Annotated in this window: 18 protein-coding genes and 1 riboswitch; of the genes, 8 read left to right on the top strand and 10 right to left on the bottom strand. The window is 63.5% G+C overall.

The window, feature by feature from the left end; all coding sequences use genetic code 11:
- Positions 1-282 precede the first annotated feature (282 nt).
- Complete coding sequence (locus AB0366_RS10225; RefSeq protein ID WP_366243773.1) at positions 283-1,272, top strand: hypothetical protein; 990 nt, start codon at positions 283-285, stop codon at positions 1,270-1,272.
- On the opposite strand, the gene AB0366_RS10220 is transcribed toward AB0366_RS10225, so the two are convergent.
- The 4 genes from AB0366_RS10220 to AB0366_RS10205 all read right to left on the bottom strand — a co-directional run bounded on the left by AB0366_RS10220 (position 1,257) and on the right by AB0366_RS10205 (position 4,932).
- Positions 1,257-1,808 (bottom strand): GNAT family protein, encoded by a 552-nt coding sequence (locus AB0366_RS10220; protein ID WP_366243772.1) that lies wholly within the window; start codon positions 1,806-1,808, stop codon positions 1,257-1,259. The two genes, AB0366_RS10225 and AB0366_RS10220, sit on opposite strands and share 16 nt — an antisense overlap.
- A gap of 145 nt (positions 1,809-1,953) precedes the next feature.
- A complete protein-coding gene (locus tag AB0366_RS10215) occupies positions 1,954-2,373 on the bottom strand; it encodes a TIGR03668 family PPOX class F420-dependent oxidoreductase (RefSeq protein ID WP_366243771.1) in 420 nt (139 codons plus the stop codon).
- Between the two features lie 15 nt (positions 2,374-2,388).
- Positions 2,389-3,774 carry a bifunctional diguanylate cyclase/phosphodiesterase gene (locus tag AB0366_RS10210; RefSeq protein WP_366243769.1) on the bottom strand — a complete coding sequence of 462 codons (1,386 nt, stop codon included), beginning with the start codon at positions 3,772-3,774 and terminating at the stop codon, positions 2,389-2,391.
- Positions 3,775-3,867: 93 nt separating this feature from the next.
- On the bottom strand, positions 3,868-4,932 hold the full coding sequence (locus AB0366_RS10205) for a substrate-binding domain-containing protein (RefSeq protein ID WP_366243767.1): 1,065 nt from the start codon (positions 4,930-4,932) through the stop codon (positions 3,868-3,870).
- A gap of 47 nt (positions 4,933-4,979) precedes the next feature.
- Between AB0366_RS10205 and AB0366_RS10200 the strand changes: the two genes are divergently transcribed.
- From AB0366_RS10200 to AB0366_RS10185, 4 genes are all read left to right on the top strand, one after another.
- Positions 4,980-6,179, top strand: coding sequence for an MFS transporter (locus AB0366_RS10200; protein ID WP_366243765.1), 1,200 nt, complete (start codon positions 4,980-4,982; stop codon positions 6,177-6,179).
- Positions 6,171-6,312: riboswitch (cobalamin riboswitch) on the top strand. (Overlaps the previous gene by 9 nt.)
- A gap of 44 nt (positions 6,313-6,356) precedes the next feature.
- The gene (locus tag AB0366_RS10195; RefSeq protein WP_366243763.1) at positions 6,357-7,385 is read left to right on the top strand and encodes an ABC transporter substrate-binding protein; all 1,029 of its coding nucleotides are present in this window, start codon (positions 6,357-6,359) and stop codon (positions 7,383-7,385) included.
- Positions 7,382-8,407, top strand: coding sequence for an iron chelate uptake ABC transporter family permease subunit (locus AB0366_RS10190; RefSeq protein WP_366243761.1), 1,026 nt, complete (start codon positions 7,382-7,384; stop codon positions 8,405-8,407). The genes AB0366_RS10195 and AB0366_RS10190 overlap by 4 nt, the downstream gene beginning before the upstream one ends.
- Complete coding sequence (locus tag AB0366_RS10185) at positions 8,404-9,201, top strand: ABC transporter ATP-binding protein (RefSeq protein ID WP_366243759.1); 798 nt, start codon at positions 8,404-8,406, stop codon at positions 9,199-9,201. Before AB0366_RS10190 ends, AB0366_RS10185 begins: the two co-directional genes overlap by 4 nt.
- A gap of 81 nt (positions 9,202-9,282) precedes the next feature.
- Here the strand turns inward: AB0366_RS10185 and AB0366_RS10180 are convergent, their stop codons facing one another.
- Positions 9,283-9,753 carry a nuclear transport factor 2 family protein gene (locus tag AB0366_RS10180; protein WP_366243757.1) on the bottom strand — a complete coding sequence of 157 codons (471 nt, stop codon included), beginning with the start codon at positions 9,751-9,753 and terminating at the stop codon, positions 9,283-9,285.
- A gap of 60 nt (positions 9,754-9,813) precedes the next feature.
- On the opposite strand from AB0366_RS10180, the gene AB0366_RS10175 reads away from it, so the two are divergent.
- Positions 9,814-10,182 carry a glyoxalase gene (locus AB0366_RS10175; RefSeq protein ID WP_366243755.1) on the top strand — a complete coding sequence of 123 codons (369 nt, stop codon included), beginning with the start codon at positions 9,814-9,816 and terminating at the stop codon, positions 10,180-10,182.
- Between the two features lies 1 nt (position 10,183).
- On the opposite strand, the gene AB0366_RS10170 is transcribed toward AB0366_RS10175, so the two are convergent.
- The 3 genes from AB0366_RS10170 to AB0366_RS10160 all read right to left on the bottom strand — a co-directional run bounded on the left by AB0366_RS10170 (position 10,184) and on the right by AB0366_RS10160 (position 13,630).
- Complete coding sequence (locus AB0366_RS10170; RefSeq protein ID WP_366243753.1) at positions 10,184-11,500, bottom strand: citrate:proton symporter; 1,317 nt, start codon at positions 11,498-11,500, stop codon at positions 10,184-10,186.
- 3 nt (positions 11,501-11,503) lie between these two features.
- Positions 11,504-12,565: an isocitrate/isopropylmalate dehydrogenase family protein gene (locus AB0366_RS10165; protein WP_366243751.1), complete on the bottom strand. Its 1,062-nt coding sequence runs from the start codon at positions 12,563-12,565 to the stop codon at positions 11,504-11,506.
- Between the two features lie 162 nt (positions 12,566-12,727).
- Positions 12,728-13,630: a LysR family transcriptional regulator gene (locus AB0366_RS10160; protein ID WP_366243749.1), complete on the bottom strand. Its 903-nt coding sequence runs from the start codon at positions 13,628-13,630 to the stop codon at positions 12,728-12,730.
- Positions 13,631-13,667: 37 nt separating this feature from the next.
- Here AB0366_RS10160 and AB0366_RS10155 point away from each other — a divergent pair, with 37 nt between their 5' ends.
- Both AB0366_RS10155 and AB0366_RS10150 read left to right on the top strand, forming a co-directional pair.
- Positions 13,668-14,444, top strand: a complete 777-nt coding sequence (locus AB0366_RS10155; RefSeq protein ID WP_366243747.1) for a tetratricopeptide repeat protein — start codon at positions 13,668-13,670, stop codon at positions 14,442-14,444.
- Positions 14,441-14,872 (top strand): PPOX class F420-dependent oxidoreductase, encoded by a 432-nt coding sequence (locus tag AB0366_RS10150; RefSeq protein ID WP_366243745.1) that lies wholly within the window; start codon positions 14,441-14,443, stop codon positions 14,870-14,872. Before AB0366_RS10155 ends, AB0366_RS10150 begins: the two co-directional genes overlap by 4 nt.
- An 82-nt stretch (positions 14,873-14,954) precedes the next feature.
- Here the strand turns inward: AB0366_RS10150 and AB0366_RS10145 are convergent, their stop codons facing one another.
- Both AB0366_RS10145 and AB0366_RS10140 read right to left on the bottom strand, forming a co-directional pair.
- Positions 14,955-15,410, bottom strand: a complete 456-nt coding sequence (locus AB0366_RS10145) for a DUF3237 domain-containing protein (protein ID WP_366243743.1) — start codon at positions 15,408-15,410, stop codon at positions 14,955-14,957.
- A 1-nt stretch (position 15,411) separates the two neighbouring features.
- Entirely contained in the window at positions 15,412-15,939 is a 528-nt protein-coding gene (locus AB0366_RS10140) for a phenolic acid decarboxylase (protein WP_366243741.1), read from the bottom strand.
- Positions 15,940-15,953: the final 14 nt, after the last annotated feature.

Genomic DNA, 15,953 nt, shown 5'->3' with positions numbered 1-15,953 from the left:
TACGCCTCGACGGCCTGAGCCCGGTGCGATACCGAGCGCAGGCCCTCGCGGCCTAGGATTTCTATTAACGGTCCAACCCACGGGGTCCAGTGCAAGTCAATGTCACATCGAGTGGACCTCAGGGTCGGGTGCGGGCAGCGAATCTTCGGGTGCACTCAATTTTGGTACGGCGGTCGCATCGGTGCTCGTGGGGAAAGTTTGTCCACAGGGCGTGAGTTATCCACAGGGCAATTCGTTTACCGTCGTCGTGGAGGATCCGGGGTGTGCGGACTGTGCATCATCATGGGTGTGAAGCGGGGTGGAGCACGAGTCGATGCGAAGGTGATCGCGGCTGCGTCGGATCGCGGCTTCATGAGGACAGCGCATCTACTCGAGCTCGGGGTGGCGTCGAAGACCATTGTTCGACGCACCCAGCCGGACGGCACCTGGTCGAGGGCGTTACCTGGGTTGGTGTTCTTGAAGAACCGCTCGCTGACGCCGATGGAACGCGCCACCGCGGTGGCGATCTACTGCGGCAAAGATGCTCTCATCAGCGGTCGGGCGGGGTTGGCGTTGCATGGATTGGGCACGTCGGGCTCGTTGGAGGAGACGTTCGCACTGATTCCCGAGCCGCAACATCGCAAGTCCGTGAGCTTCGCAGTGGTGGAGCGGACGTGGCGAATGCCCACGGCGGAGATCAAGTCGGGACTTCGCGTCGCCCCGATCGTTCGGTGCTTGTGCGATGCAGTTCGGCGGATGAAGAATGCCGAGCAGTGCATGGCGCTGATTGCCAGTGTCGTGCAGCGAGGCGCGGCCACCGTGGATGCGATCATGAAAGAGCTCGACGCCGGCAGTACACGAGGGACGGCGATGCCGCGACGGGTGCTACGAGAGTTGGCGGCCGGCGCGCATTCCGTCGCAGAGGCCCAGGCCCAGAAGCTGTACGCGCGCAGCGGACTTCCGCCGATGCAACACAACGTGGTCGTCCACGACGAACAGGGCAAGTTCCTGCTGATCGCCGACAATTGGCTCGACGACGTCGCATTGGATTGGGAGATCGATTCGCTGGAATACCACCTCTCGCCCGCGGCGCACAGGGCGACTGTGGCGCGTCGTGAACGAGCGCAGAACGCCGGCCTCATCGTGGTGACGCATCTGCCGAGCGATATCCGGGACGATCCGGAACGCGTACTGTCCGACCTTCGCGCGCGTTACGAGCAGGCCAAGGCGCGACCGCGACCGAACGTCACTGTCCGACCGCGATCGGATCAGGCATATCACCGGTCGGGCTGATATACCCAGACCATGTGCTCGCCGGTCTCGGACGCAGCTGCGATCGGTTGATGCTCGATCCTGTCAAGAACGAAGCCAAGCCTCCCGGGTACGGCCTGACTTCTGAGATTCGCTGCATCACAATGAATTTCGACTCGGATGATCCCGTCCAGCTTCAAGGCCTCCTGTATGAGGGCAGCGACGGCCTCGCTGATCACACCACGTCCCTCGGCCTGGGCGTCGAGCCAGTAACCCAATTCGATTCCGTGCGGGCCGATTCGGCGATGCATCCCGATCTTGCCCAGAAACGCACCGCCTTCGAGGTCGAAAATTCCGTAATCGAACATCTCCCCGGCGTCCCACTGCTCGACGGCCTCGGCGATACGAGCGAGTTGAGCCGACGGCTGTGTTGCTTCTTCGTTCGCCCACCCCATCCATGGCACAAGGCGAACGAGATTGCGGTCGATCACATCGGCAATGGCAACGGCATCGTCGGCCGATTCGCGACGAATGACAAGGCGGTCGGTGACAATCCGATCGGGAGGCACGTCGAGCATGGTCAGCAGTGTGTCAACAGGGCACTCGATGTGCCAACGAATTTCACTGCACTTTCACCCGCCCGCAGTCCACTCGATGTGCCATTGACGGGCGAAAAGGTCACTGAAGGTCACATTGAGTGGACAACGGGGGCAGGGGGCGGGGTCAGGAAGCCGACCAGGATCTCCAGGACAGTTTGTCGATGATGATCACCGGACCCTCGGGTCTGTTGTTTTTGTATTGAACGTATTTCGCGACCAGGGCGTCGGTGGCCGATGTGCCTTCGGCGCTGGAGGTGTCGACGATGTGGGCGTTTCCGTCGGCGCGGATCCACCAGAGTTGGGACCAGTCGTCGGTGTAGTGGTCGACGATGAGGCTGACGGCGGGGTCGGCGCGGATGTTGTCGAGTCGCTGGAGTTTTCGGGTTGTTTTGGGTTTCCAGTCGATGGCGGTGTAGATGCGGTCGCCGGTGGGGGCGACGGCGAACACGATGGGTACCAGGTGCGGTGTGCCGTCGGGGTTGATGGTGGAGAGTTGGGCTCGGGGTGCGTCGGTGAAGCGTTGGACTTCGTTGTCGATCTTCACGTTCGGTTCCTCGGGTTATGCGGATTCGCTGTGGGTGCTGTGTCGGGTGATGAATTGTTCGAGTGCCGCAACGGGCATGGGGCGTCCGAGTAGGTGTCCTTGGCCGAAGGTTACGCCCATGTCGGTGCAGATCTGGAGTTGTTCGGGTGTCTCGATTCCCTCGATGACGGTGTCTTTGCCGAGGGTGGTGGTGACGTCGACGAGGGCGCTGCAGAGTGTGGTCATGGCGCGTCGTCGGTGCAGGTTGTCGCTGTCGAGGTGTTGGGTGAGGGATTTGTCGATCTTGAGGGTGTCGACGGGGAGAGTGGCGAGTCGTTCGAGGGAGGAGAAGCCGGAGCCGAAGTCGTCGATGGCGATGAGGACGCCGTGGCGTTGGACGTCGCGGAGTTGGTAGTGGACGGCGTCGAGGTCGTGGAGTGTCTGTGATTCGGAGAGTTCGAGGGCGAGCCGTCCGGGTTCGATGCCGTAGGTGTCGACAGTGTCGATCACGTCGGTAGCGAGGGTTCCTGTGGCGAAGTGGGCGGGGCTGATGTTGACGCCCACTTGCAGGTGGATGTTGCGGGTCTGCCAGTCGGCGATCGTGTGCGCGACCTCGGCGAGTATCCACATGCTCAGTGGGACGATGAGGTCGGCGTCCTCGGCGAGGGGGATGAAGGTGTCGGGCATCAGCAGGCCGAGTTCGGGGTGGTTCCATCGGATGAGTGCTTCGGCCCCGACGACCGTTCCTGTCGCGAGTTCCACGATGGGTTGGTAGACCATCGTCAGTTCGCGCTCGACCATGGCGATGCCGCGCAGCCGTTCGATGAGTTCGAGTCGGGTGCGGTTGGTGTGGTGCAGCTCGTCGGTGAAGACGTGGTGTTCGTTGCGTCCGACGGCCTTGGCGGCGTGCATGGCTGCGGTGGCGTTGTGGACCAGTTGGGTGGCGCTGATGTCGGTGTCGGTGCTGGAGGCGACTCCGACACTGGCGGTGAGGGTGAGTTGGCGGCCGCCGAGCTCGAAGGCGGGCTCGAAGATGCTCGCGAATCCGGCAGCCAAGGCGCGTGCGGCTATGGAGTGGCAGCCCCGTGCGATGACGACGAACTCGTCGCCGGTGAGACGGCCGATGGTATCGCCGGGGCGGGTGGACGCGAGGAGGCGGTCGGCGACCATGCACAGCAGGTCATCGCCCTGGGCGGGGCCGAGGGCGTCGTTGAATTCTCGGAATCCGTCGATGTCGACCAGCAGGACGCTGAACTGGCGGTCCGGAGTGCGGCCGTCGAGTTCGGCGGTGATGAGGGCAAGAATCTCGTTGCGGTTCGGCAGGCCGGTCAGCGCGTCGCGTTGGGCAGCGGTTCCATTTACGGCAGCGGTTCCTGAAACTGCGGCGACATGACGGGGCGGCGCGTCGTGCTCTCGGCTCACTGTTCCCCCTCATGGCCGGACAGCCAAGGGTGATACTAGCCGAAGAGTCTGCTTCAGCGCTATAAACAGGGAACATCCCCTTTTTTAGGACTATTAGATCACGGTGTCCTTGGTTTGTGGGCCGTTTGTGCGTCCAGTCGATGTTCGTTCTTCGACGCTCCAGATCGCGTCGTCCACAGTGTCGCTCAGTCCGAGCACCCACCGGGCCGCCGACCGGCCCTGATCGAACAGCGACTGCGCAACGGTGGTCAACCCGGCGTCGGCTGCGGCGGGGGAGTCGTCCCACCCGGTGACGGCCAGTCGACCCGGAACGTCGATTCCGGCTGCGGCCGCAGCGTCGAGCACCCCTAGTGCGAGTTCGTCGCTCATCACGAGCAGTGTGTCGATAGCATTGTCCTGCAACAACACTCGCGCTGCTCGCTCGCCTTCGGCGCGGGCGTTGTTGGTGGTGAACAGTGTCGGTACCGTCGACCAGTCGATCCCGAATCGCAGGCAGGCGTCTCGGTAGCCCTCGAGCCGCGCTCGGGTCACCGGCATCGAGATGTCCGACGCGTCCGCGCCACGCACGATCGTCGATTCGCGTCGGGTATCGGGTCTGAGAGCGACGACGGCAGGTCGAGATCGGCTGTTCAACGCCGCGGTGGCCACCGCGTCGGCTGCCGCTCTGTCGTCGATGGCGATCCAGTTCAGGCCGGGGTGGTCGGGCCCACCCTGGATGCACGCCGGGCGGCCGGTGTCGACGAGCACGTCGAGCAGGGGGTCGTCGATCTCGGTGGTCCACACGACGTACCCGTCGACCTGTGCGTCTCGGATGCGTGCGTTGTCGGTGTCGCGGTGCAGGTTCGGCAGCATCACCAACGCGGTGTCGGCGTCGAGACACGCTTCGGCGATCCCGGACAGAAAGCGTCGAGCCTGGGGATCCTCGAAGGCGTAGGTGAGCTTCTCGCCGAGGACGACCCCGATGCTGTCGTGCCTGCCACTACGCAGCGACCGCGCCGTGCGGTTGGGACCGGTGTACCCGAGGGTGGCTGCCGCCTCGTGCACGCGATCGCGGGTGGCGGCCGATACCCGGCTCGGTCGGTTGTAGGTGTAGGAGACGCTCATGGTGGACACGCCTGCGGACGCTGCGACGTCAGCCATGGTCACCCGAGTGTTCACCGGCCCACTGTAGCGCGCTCCACGAACAGTGTGTAACGATACACAGCATGTCGTCGCCGCTCCCGAAGCTGCTGGTGCTCGCCGCAGCCGCATTCATCTACGTCACGGCCGAAACGCTGCCTGTGGGGTTGCTCCCCGAGATATCCGGGGACCTCGGTGTCGGCGAATCCGCCGTGGGTCTCCTGCTGACCTTCTACGCGTACGGCGTCGCCGTGATGACGATGCCGTTGATCCGGTTCGTACGCGAATGGCCCCGACGGCGCGTCGTCGTCATCACCGTTGCCGCATTGGCACTCTCGCAACTCCTCTCGGCGGTATCCGTCGGCTATCCGATGTTGGTGATCTCCCGAATGCTGTGCGCGGCAACGCACGGAGTCTTCTGGGCCGTCGTCGCGCCCGTCGCGGCCTCGCTCGCGCTGCCCGGTAAACAGGGCAAGGCCATCGCCACGGTGTACGCCGGTACCTCGCTGGCACTGGTCGCCGGCAACCCACTCACTGCCGCCCTGGGTCAGTGGTTCGGATGGCGCACGGCAGCAACGATTCTCGGCGTCGTCGCCGCAGCAATTGCGGTGGCACTGTACTTCGTCCTCCCGGCATTACCGGTCACCCGGGCGACTTCGGAGACGAAAAAGACACCGCGGGTGCTCGACGGCTCCCTGGCCGTTCTGTGCGGCGTGACGTTTCTGGCCGTCCTCGGTCACTTCGCCGCGTACACCTACTTCTCGGTGATCGTCGACCGTGCCATCGGATCCGCGGGCACCACCCTGACCCTGATGTTGATGCTGTACGGACTGTTCGGCGTGATCGGCATCTGGGTGATCGGCAGAACCTACGACCGGTGGCCCCGGCACTCGACCATCGCCGCTCTGGGCGCAGTGACCGCTGCGGTGGCAGTTCTCTGGTGCACCCTGAGCGGAGCGCCGGGAAGCTGGGCCGTGTTCGCCGTCGGTGCGATCGCCTTGTGGGGGCTGGCATTCACCACCCTCCCGGTATGTATTCAATCGGCAGTGGTCAGGGCGGCCCCGGCCGATGCGGACAAGGCGTCGGCGATCTATGTCGTTGCCTTCCAGTTGGCGATCGCGACGGGCGCTCTGGTGGGCGGTGTGGTGATCGACCTCAGCGGCATCGTGGCCGTCACCGCTGCTGCAACGGCTCTGGTCGCCGCAGCGCTGGCCGTGGTCATGTTGGCGCGCAGAACTTTTCCGCGCAGCTATGCGCAGGAGCCGGTGACAGCAGCGGCGCGCTGACCTTCGATGTATCCCGCACGATAGGGTCAGCACGCGACGAACGAGGGAATCCGGTGCAATTCCGGAGCTGGCGCGCAACGGTGACGAGCGAGAGCTCGAAGTCCGAATGCTCGGACGTCGTGATTCACCTCCATCCGCGGCTCCGCGACACGAGCCCTCAGCAGGAAGCTCTTCACGATGCGCACCACTCTCGCCGTACTAGGCGCTGTTTCGATCCTTGTTCTTGCCGGCTGTTCGTCCACGGCGACGACCGACGCGGCCACCCCGACCACCGGAAACTACCCACTGACCATCGACAATTGCGGCCGCGACGTCGTGGTCGACGCCCCACCGCAACGTGCGGTCTCGTTGAATCAGAGTTCGACGGAAATCCTTCTCTCCCTCGGTCTCGCCGACCGCATGGTCGGCACCGCAACCTGGACCGATCCCGTTCGTGCGAACCTCGAATCGGAGAACGCGAAGGTCCCCAGGTTGGCGGACAACAAACCTTCCCTGGAGGTCCTGTTGGACGCCGAGCCCGACTTCGTTTCCGCGTCGTTCGGCGGCACCCTCGGGCCGGGAGGCGTCGCCGACAGGGATCAGCTGGAGCAGCTCGGTGTGCCGAGCTACCTCTCTCCCACCGACTGCAACGGCAAGACCGACGACAGCGTCAACTCCGACGGCGCGCGCACAGCACCGCTCGAGATCGAGACCGTCTACCAGGAGATTCGCGACCTCGCAGCCATCTTCGACGTGCGTGATCGCGGCGAACGCTTCGTCGGCGAGCTGCAGGATCGCTTCGCGAAGGCTTCGGGAGCCGTCGACGCCTCGGGTGTGACGCTGGCGTACTGGTTCGCCGACACCGACACCCCGTACATGGCCGGATGCTGTGGATCGTCGGGCATCATCACCGGATCGGTCGGTGCCCAGAACATCTACGCCGACACCACCGACGAATGGCCACAGGTCAATTGGGAGAGTGTTCTCGATCGCGATCCCACCGCACTCGTGCTCGCCGATCTGAGCCGCCGGAGCATCGCTGGTGATGCTCTCGACAGCAAGATCGGCTTCCTGGAATCGAACCCCGTCACGAGCCGCCTCACCGCCGTCGAGGACAAGCGGTACATCGTCGTCAACGGCGCCGACCTCAATCCGTCGATCCGCACGATCGACGGGGTCGAAAAAGTTGCTGCGGCTCTGCAGAATTGGGGACTGACCACCCCATGAGCCGGACCGATCGCGGGTTGTTGATCCCGCTTCTTCTCGGTGGCTTCGTGGTGTTGGTGCTCTCGATCGGCGTGGCCGTGACGATCGGCCCGGCCAGCGTGTCGGTATCCGATGTGTATCGAGTGATACTGGGGCACATCGGGATCGGCTCGGCCGGAGTGAGCCGCATCGAGGACGGTATCGTCTGGCAGTTGCGATTGCCGCGAACGCTGCTCGCCGCCATCTGCGGTGCTGGCCTCGCGCTGTGCGGAGCCATCATGCAATCGCTGCTGCGCAATCCCCTGGCCGACCCGTTCGTGCTGGGTATCTCGTCGGGCGCATCCACCGGTGCCGTCGTCGTCGCAGTGCTCGGCGTCGGTGGCGGCGCACTGTCGCTGTCCACCGGAGCGTTCGCCGGAGCGCTGCTGTCGTTCGTGCTGGTGATGCTGCTCGCCGCAGGTGCGGGCGGCGGCAACGACCGCGTCGTGCTCGCGGGAGTGGCAGGTACACAACTGTTCTCGGCTCTGACGTCGTTCATCGTCATCTCCTCGGCCGATGCCGAACAAACCCGGGGAGTGCTGTTCTGGCTGCTCGGCTCCCTGAGCGGCGCCGACTGGACAGACGTGGCACTGTGCGGGGCCGTGGCACTGCTGGGAATGGTGTTGTGCCTGTTCAACACCTCTGCCCTCGATGCCTTCACCTTCGGGCACGACGCGGCCGCATCCCTCGGCGTTCCGGTGAAATATGTGCGAATCCTGTTGCTGGTCATCACCGCACTGATCACCGCCGCCCTCGTCAGTGCCGCCGGAGCCATCGGATTCGTAGGCCTGGTACTTCCGCATGCCGCCCGCTTCCTCGTCGGCGCGCGCCACCGAAGACTGCTCCCGACGACGGTCGTGATGGGCGCAATCTTCATGGTCTGGGTCGACACCATCGCCCGAACGGTGTTCGCACCGCAGGAAATTCCTGTCGGAGTGGTCACGGCACTCATCGGCGTGCCGGCCTTCGCACTGATTCTCTTTCGGCTCAGGAGATCTCGATGACACTGCACGCCAAAGACATTCGATGGACCCGCGGTGGACACCCGATCCTCGACGGCATCAGCTTCGAGCCGGAACCCGGCGAGACCATCGGCCTGATCGGCCCCAACGGCTCGGGTAAATCCTCGCTGCTGCGCATCCTCGCCGGCATCGTCGCCCCCGACAGCGGCGACGTGCTGCTCGATGGAGACAACCTGCGAACATTGCGTCGACGCCGCATCGCCAGACGCGTGGCAATGGTCGATCAGCACTCCGACACCGACGTCGACATCAGCGTCCGAGACGTCGTCCGCCTCGGCCGCATCCCACATCACGGCATCCTCGGCGGCGACGCATCCGACGACGACGCCGCGATAGCGCAGGCACTCACCGACACCGCCATGGCATCGAAAGCCGGGCGACGATGGCACACCCTCTCCGGCGGTGAGCGTCAACGAGTCCAGATCGCCCGCGCTCTCGCCCAACAACCCACCGAACTACTGCTCGACGAGCCGACCAATCACCTCGACATCCAACACCAACTCGACATCCTCACCCTCGTCGCAGGCCTGCCACTGAGCAGCTACATCGCACTCCACGACCTCAACCTCGCCGCCATGTTCTGCAACCGCATCATCGTCCTGAACAACGGCGCCATCGTGGCATCGGGAACCCCGAACGAAGTAATCACCGAAGACCTGGTGCGCTCGGTATACAACGTGCACGCCAGCGTGACTAATGCCGACAACTACCCACAGGTGACCTATCGCCGCCCCACCCCTTCCGACCCTGGAGCCCCTGGAGTCCACTCGATGTGACATTGACCCCCGAAAAGGCCACTGAACGTCACATTGAGTACCGGCGGAACGCACAGTGTCACGCCGGGGCCGGCGCGGGATCTAGAGTTGCCGCAGTTTCTTCTCGAATGCGTCGATGCGAGTGGTGTCCTCGAAGAAGTCTTCCTGCGAGATGATTTTCCCCCAGCTCGTGCGGACCAGGAGCACGGTGCGGTTGTTGTAGATCTGGGTGCCGTCGGCTGCGTGGGCTCGGTCGTCGAACCGCGCGAGCAGGGTCATTCGCCAGGGTGCGCCGCCGCTGTAGATTTCGGTGATCTGGCCTTTGATGCCGGCGGCGACGAAGTCCTGGAAGAATCTTTCGATGGCTGCGCGGCCGCGGTGGGTGCCCGACCAGCGGCTGTCTCCCTCGGCGAACTTCAGCACAGCGTCGCGGTGGAAGGACGACAGTAGCGGACGGTAGTTGCCGTTGTTCAGTGCTTCGATGTCTCGCTGCAGCTTGAGTGTCAGCGCTCGCATCAGCAGGAGCTTGAATGCGAAGGCCGTCGAGATACCGGCCAGAAATCTCAGTTGCATGCCCATACGTTTGCCTACCGTTCACCGGCGTGTCAATCGAGTCGGCGGTACGTTCGGTCGATGATTCATCATGTGCAGGTCGCGTGTCCGGCGGGCGGAGAGGATCTCGAGCGGGAGTTCTACTCAGGAGCCCTGGGCTGGGAGGAGATCCCGAAGCCGCCGCTGCTGGCTGTCCGCGGCGGCTGTTGGTTTCGGGTGCCGGGTGTGGGCGGTCCTGATGGTGAGGTGCATATTGGCATCGAGGACGACTTTCGTCCGGCAGTGAAGGCGCACCCGGCCTTCGCCGTCGATGTCGACACCACGGCCGCAGCATTGACGTCTGCCGGTTACCCAGTGAATTGGGCCGACCCCGAGGAGATCCCGGGTCGACGACGGTTCCATACCCGCGATGGAGTGGGCAATCGCATCGAATTCGTAGCAGCACAATAGATCACAGACCCACGGAGATGGCTCCGGTCAGTATCGCGAAGACGACGTACATCAGCGACGCGGCCAGCACCCACAGGAATGCGAAGCGCTGGAAGTCGCCCAGTGATGCGCGGACCAAGCCGAGGAGAACCCACAACGGTGCCGACGCCGGCCCGATCGAGTGGGCCATCTGGCCGATCACTGCAGCACGCGCCATCTCTTCGGGTGGTATGGAGTATTGCGCAGCCGATTCCGCGAGTACGGGCACGATCCCGAAAAAGTAGGCGTCGTTGGCCATGAAGAAGCTCAGCGGTATGCCGATCAGCGCGGCTGCGGCAGGGATCATGCCTTCGGCACCGTCCGGAATCAGCGAGATCAGCGCGTCGGCCATGGCGGTGGTCATACCGGTCTCGGTGAGGATGCCGGTGAACACGCCGGCTCCGAGGACCAATATGACGACGGGAACGGCGTTGGCAGCGTGGGCTCGGATCACCTCTCCTTGATCGGAGGGTTTGGGGTGGTTGACGACGAGCACGATGATGAAGCCGAGCATGAACAACACCAGCAGGTCTGCAACTCCCAGCACCAGCAGCACCAGCAACGTGACGGTGAGAGCTGCGTTGACCCAGGTTCGCCAGGTGGCTTTGGTGCGCAGGGTGCCGTCCGAGGAATCTTCGTGACCGCCGGACGACACGTGCGCACTGACCTCGGCGATGCGTTCCGGAGTGATGTTCTTGCGCGCGCGTCGACCCAACAGATACGCGAGTCCGACGATCGCCGCAGACATCAGCAGCATTGCCGGCAGCATGTGTACGAAGTACTCCGTGGCGTCGATCTGCAGCACGCTGATCGCTCGGGTCGCAGCGCCACCCCACGGAGTTGTACCGGATATGGTCCCGAGAGCCATCGTCGCGATCGTGGCGATCACCAGGGGGTTGATTCCGAGCTTGCGATAGATGGGGAGAAACGCGGAGCAGATGATCATGTACGACGTGGTGCCGTCGCCGTCCAGCGCCACCAACAGCGCGAGAACCGCTGTGCCGACGCAGATCTTGACGGGGTCCCCGCCGGAGAGTCGGATGATGCCGCGCGAGATGGGGTCGAACAGCTTGGCGTCCATCATGATCCCGAAGTACAGGACGGCGAACAACAATAGGATTGCCGTGGGAGCGACGGTTTCGATCCCTTCCGCCACCATGTCCGGCAGCGCAGCCCCCTGGCCACTGATCAACAGGACCACGATGGGGATGGTGACGACGGCAACCAGCGCCGTCGCCCACTTCTTGATGACCACCAGCATGAAGGATGCGAGTGAGACGAATCCGAGTACTGCCAACATGATTCAGCGCTCCGATTCGAGGTGCTCGATCACTGCACGCGTGAAGCGCTCGGTGGTTGCGGTTCCGTGGAGGTCTGCCGTGCGGGTCTCGGGCATACCCACGGCCGTGTCGATGGCTCGATGAATGGATCGTCCGGCTGCAGTGAGTCTCTCGTCGCCGCGCTGCTGTCCGATCCAGTCCAGGAGCATTGCGGCAGAACCGATCAACGACGCGGGATTGGCTATTCCCTGCCCTGCTATGTCGGGTGCCGATCCATGTTGGGCTTGCGCAACTGCATGCGTGTCACCGACATTGAGCGACGCCGCTAGTCCCAAGCTGCCCGAGAGTTCGGTGGCCTCGTCCGAGAGGATGTCCCCGAACATGTTGGTGGTTGCGATCACGTCGAAGGACTCCGGTCGACGGATCAGTAGCGCGGCGACAGCGTCGACCAATAGTTCCTCGTAGTCGACGTCGGGAAAGTCCTGCCGGACGGCTCTGGCCGCCTCGAGGAACAGCCCGTCGCTCAGCCTGAGGACGTTGGCCTTGTGCACCACAGTGACTTTCGATCTACGCGTCCGTGCCAGCTCGAACGCTCGGCGCACGATGCGTTCGGAACCGCGACGAGTCACCTTTCGGATGGCCAGTGCGAGGTCCTCGGTGGGCATGAACTCTCCACCACCGGCGAACATGGTCCGATCGGCGTAGAAGCCTTCGGTGTTCTCTCTGGCAATCACGAGGTCGAAATTCTTGCCGAGAGGATTCGGTAGAGCCGGGACAGTCCTGGCGGGTCGAATGTTGGCGTACAGGTCCAACTTTCGCCGCAGTATTCCCGACGGGTTGACGCCGCCCTCCGACGTCGGTGGGTAGTCCAGGTGCGAGACCGGCCCCAGAACGACGCCGACTGCTGCACGTGAGAGGTCGACGATGGCGTCGGGCATGGTTGTCCCCGACGCGGCGAGCGCGTCGAAACCGATGGTTCCATCGGTGAACGTAGCGGTGATTCCGTTGTGGCCGAGAGCACTTTCGACCACCGAGACAGTCGCCGCGCTGATCTCGGGACCGATGCCGTCGCCGGCGAGAACCACCAGTTCGACTGTGTTGTCAGGGGCTGGCGCTGGGTGTCCGGTACTCACGATGTCTCCAGGTGTTCACGTCCGCACCGTTGCGGACTAGGCCACCGTTGTGACCTGTGGCATACCTTGCCGCCTGCGCAGCGTGAAGACCAGAGATCGTTTCTTACATCTGACTCAAGCAGAATTCATAGCTGCGAAGAGCGTGACGAGCACCGATCTCATGGCATTCGATGCAGGGGACGGCGTCCGCTGCTCGAGGCGGCACAGCAGGATTCGCCGCCTCGAGAGTTCGTCCAAGGCAATGGACTCGACGCCCTCGCGAAGGTAGCGAGTGGTCATTGCGGGTGCCACGGTGAGTCCCAGTCCTGCAGCAACCATCGCCTGAGATTCCATGTAGTCGTTGGACTCGATCAGGACCTTCGGCTCGAAACCGGCTTTGAGACAGGCTGATCGGAACATCGTGGTGATGGAGTGCTGCGATGCACGAACGATCCACTGTTCGCCTTCGAGCGATTCGAGTAGAACCGGACCTCTCCGAGACCAACCCGCTGGAACGAGAAGGACGGTGGCGTCCTCGGCGATGACTTCGGTCTCGACGTCGTCGACCACCATCGGCAAATCCGGGTAGTCCCATGCCAAGGACAGATCTACCTCACGGCCCAGCAGCATCGCGTGCAGGTCGCGCAGCCGCGACGACCGTATGCCCAGCTCGATCCCCGGATGCGCCGAGCGGAAGGCACCCATGACGTCCGGCAGAAGTGATGCAGCGAAGGAAGGGAAGACGCCGAGGGTGACATGGCCGCTGCGCGCGTCGAGCAGATCGTCCAGGTCGGCACGCAGGGCCGACAGCTGTGTGTCGATGGCTGCAGCCCGACCGGCCACGAGTCGTCCGGCCTCGGTGAGTCGCACTCCGCGCGCGTGTCGCTCGACCATGGGGGTGCCGATGATCGCTTCGAGCCGCTTGACCTGCTGCGAAACCGCCGATGGGGTGTACATGAGCCGTTCGGCAGCGGCCGTCATCGACCCGCTGCGGTCGATCTCCACCAAAAGCTTGAGCAGAAACAGCTCCACATCCATCCGTCGAGACTAAGCCGGGTCTGCGACGATGGAGGGCGTGGCGGAAGGAAGAGTGCGTCGTTTTTCGACGGCAGAGGGCTGGGGAATCCTTGATTCGACGGACACACCCGGCGGTTGCCTGGTGTACAGCACCGCGGTGGTCGGGGATCCGCATTGGCTGACAGCGGGTCGGTCCGTGGAATTCGAGTGGCAACCTTCGGTCCACGGACAGAACGGATTTCGCTACTACGCGACGGCCGTTTCGCTGGTCCATTCCCTCCCTGGCCCTGCGGCCGAGGATCGAGGAGCCACCTTCGCCGGGGCGTCGTGGACCATCGATGACGCGATCGGACCCGACGAACGAATGGCAGCGTTCTGGCGCGACGCGGACGACTCCGATCCACTGCGGATGCGAATTCAGATGGACCATCTGCTCTCGATCGCGTCGTATTCGGATGCTCGCGTGCTGTTCGAGCGTGCGTCGCTCGAGGACTTCTTGGGCGACGAAGAGGCGGCGGTGCCGTTGTACGAAGCGTCCATGTCGGCCGGGCTGGATGCAGACAGGGAGCACCAGGCTCGTATCCAACTTGCGAGCTCGTTGCGCAACGTCGGGCGTCCTGACGAAGCAGTACAGGTGCTGCAGGATGCCGAGTTCCCGAACGAATACGTTTCTGCACGTGACGCATTCATGGCTCTGGCATTGTGGGACATGGGAGAACACGAACTCGCACTACGTAACGCGTTGCAGTCGGCGGAACCGGCCCTCGGGAAGTACCGGCGAGCAGTCGGAGCCTACGCCGCCGAGCTGTCCACACGACCCGAGGAGAAGCCATGACCGCGAGCGCCTTCGATCCGCACAGCCTGCTCGAGCAGAGCCGAATCGGCGTGCTCGCCACCATCAAAGCCAGCGGAATTCCGCAGCTCTCGCCGGTGACGCCGTTCTACGACCGGGTAGCCGGCACCATCATGATCTCGGTTACCGAAGGGCGAGCGAAAACGGCGAATCTGCGCCGAGACCCTCGCGCCGCGCTCGAAGTGACCAGCGCCGACGGCACAGCATGGGCAACGGCCGAAGGAACCGTCACCCTCACCGGCCCGGGGTCGACACCCGACAGCCCAGAAGTCGATGCCTTGGTGGACTACTTCCGCGCCGCAGCGGGTGAACACCCCGATTGGAACGAATACCGAGCAGTCATGGTCGCTGATCGACGAGTACTGATGACCATCTCGGTGACACACGTCTACGGCCAATCGATCGCCTGACACCTCTGCTAGTCCACTCGATGTGACACTGACTGCCGAAAAGTCCACTGAACGTCACATTGACTGCGCGGAATCGCATCGGTCACGTGACCTGATAGATGTCCAGCTCCACGGAGTTCGGTAATCGCTGGCCGGATCCGATGAACATTCGCTCGCTCATCCACCGGAGTCTGCTCGCGGCGGAGGACAGTCTGGGTTGACTACGGAAGTAGATGCGATCGGCCGGCACGTGTTCTCCGCGGATCAGAGCGTCGATGTCTGCGCGGGTTCCGCTTCGTATGCCGACGTTGTGCACTGAGATTCGTTCGCCCGCATCGGTCTCGAGTGCGTATCGAGCATCGAGTTCGGTAAGAGTGGCGGTTCGAAGTATCTGGTGATCCGCGCCGCCGGGGAGAATTCGGCCTTGCATCGAGGGGCCCTCAACGGTCCCGCCGAGAATCGGGACGAGACGGCGATGCCCGTCGGATACCTGGCCGAGGTCGATCGGCTCGCCGACTGTCACGGACAGATGTGCGATGAAGGTCAGGTCCGGCTGCATGTCAGTTGGTCCGGTCGGCGAATCCGGCGGGTAGATCCGCGGGTGCCACGGACACGATGGTCTCGTCGTCCACGCCGACGTTCTCGAAGAGGGTGATGGTGGCGAATTCGGGAACCACATAGATGGGGTAGGTCGGGCCCGCGTCGCGGTAGGCGCGCATTCGGTCTAGGTGATCGTTCTGATACAGAACGGTTTTGGTTCCGTCGAGTTCGATCCACTGCGGGAAGAAGATCGTGCCGTGCAGACGTCGCTTGCCGGGAATTACGTTGACGACGACGGATGTCCCGGTGGGCTCGTTCCATGAGATCTTGTAGACGTCGTCGTCGAGTTGGACCAGATCGACTTGCTGGTCCTTGACCCATCGGCCACCGACCATGCCGGTGTGGATGCGGTAGTCGATCGTCGTGGCGTTTTTGACGTACATCTCGTACTGCCAGTTGTTCGCGTACGTGTAGATGAAGCGGTGGCCGACGATGCCGCTGAGGTCCTGATTCGGGACCGGATTCTGAACCGAGGTGTATGTATCCATAAGGCCATTTTGTC

This window comes from Rhodococcus sp. NPDC076796, assembly GCF_040702765.1.
In the GTDB taxonomy this organism is placed as follows: domain Bacteria; phylum Actinomycetota; class Actinomycetes; order Mycobacteriales; family Mycobacteriaceae; genus Rhodococcoides.
The sequence above is the reverse complement of the archived record's forward strand: the minus strand, read 5'-3'. Positions and strand labels throughout refer to the sequence as shown.

What these genes read in the sequence shown, in the direction of transcription:
- AB0366_RS10140 (WP_366243741.1), bottom strand. Translation starts at nt 15,939, where the DNA reads ATGGATACATACACCTCGGTTCAGAATCCGGTCCCGAATCAGGACCTC.
- AB0366_RS10220 (WP_366243772.1), bottom strand. Translation starts at nt 1,808, where the DNA reads ATGCTCGACGTGCCTCCCGATCGGATTGTCACCGACCGCCTTGTCATT.
- AB0366_RS10185 (WP_366243759.1), top strand. Translation starts at nt 8,404, where the DNA reads ATGACACTGCACGCCAAAGACATTCGATGGACCCGCGGTGGACACCCG.
- AB0366_RS10175 (WP_366243755.1), top strand. Translation starts at nt 9,814, where the DNA reads ATGATTCATCATGTGCAGGTCGCGTGTCCGGCGGGCGGAGAGGATCTC.
- AB0366_RS10195 (WP_366243763.1), top strand. Translation starts at nt 6,357, where the DNA reads ATGCGCACCACTCTCGCCGTACTAGGCGCTGTTTCGATCCTTGTTCTT.
- AB0366_RS10225 (WP_366243773.1), top strand. Translation starts at nt 283, where the DNA reads ATGGGTGTGAAGCGGGGTGGAGCACGAGTCGATGCGAAGGTGATCGCG.
- AB0366_RS10160 (WP_366243749.1), bottom strand. Translation starts at nt 13,630, where the DNA reads ATGGATGTGGAGCTGTTTCTGCTCAAGCTTTTGGTGGAGATCGACCGC.
- AB0366_RS10150 (WP_366243745.1), top strand. Translation starts at nt 14,441, where the DNA reads ATGACCGCGAGCGCCTTCGATCCGCACAGCCTGCTCGAGCAGAGCCGA.
- AB0366_RS10145 (WP_366243743.1), bottom strand. Translation starts at nt 15,410, where the DNA reads ATGCAGCCGGACCTGACCTTCATCGCACATCTGTCCGTGACAGTCGGC.
- AB0366_RS10190 (WP_366243761.1), top strand. Translation starts at nt 7,382, where the DNA reads ATGAGCCGGACCGATCGCGGGTTGTTGATCCCGCTTCTTCTCGGTGGC.
- AB0366_RS10200 (WP_366243765.1), top strand. Translation starts at nt 4,980, where the DNA reads ATGTCGTCGCCGCTCCCGAAGCTGCTGGTGCTCGCCGCAGCCGCATTC.
- AB0366_RS10180 (WP_366243757.1), bottom strand. Translation starts at nt 9,753, where the DNA reads ATGCAACTGAGATTTCTGGCCGGTATCTCGACGGCCTTCGCATTCAAG.
- AB0366_RS10170 (WP_366243753.1), bottom strand. Translation starts at nt 11,500, where the DNA reads ATGTTGGCAGTACTCGGATTCGTCTCACTCGCATCCTTCATGCTGGTG.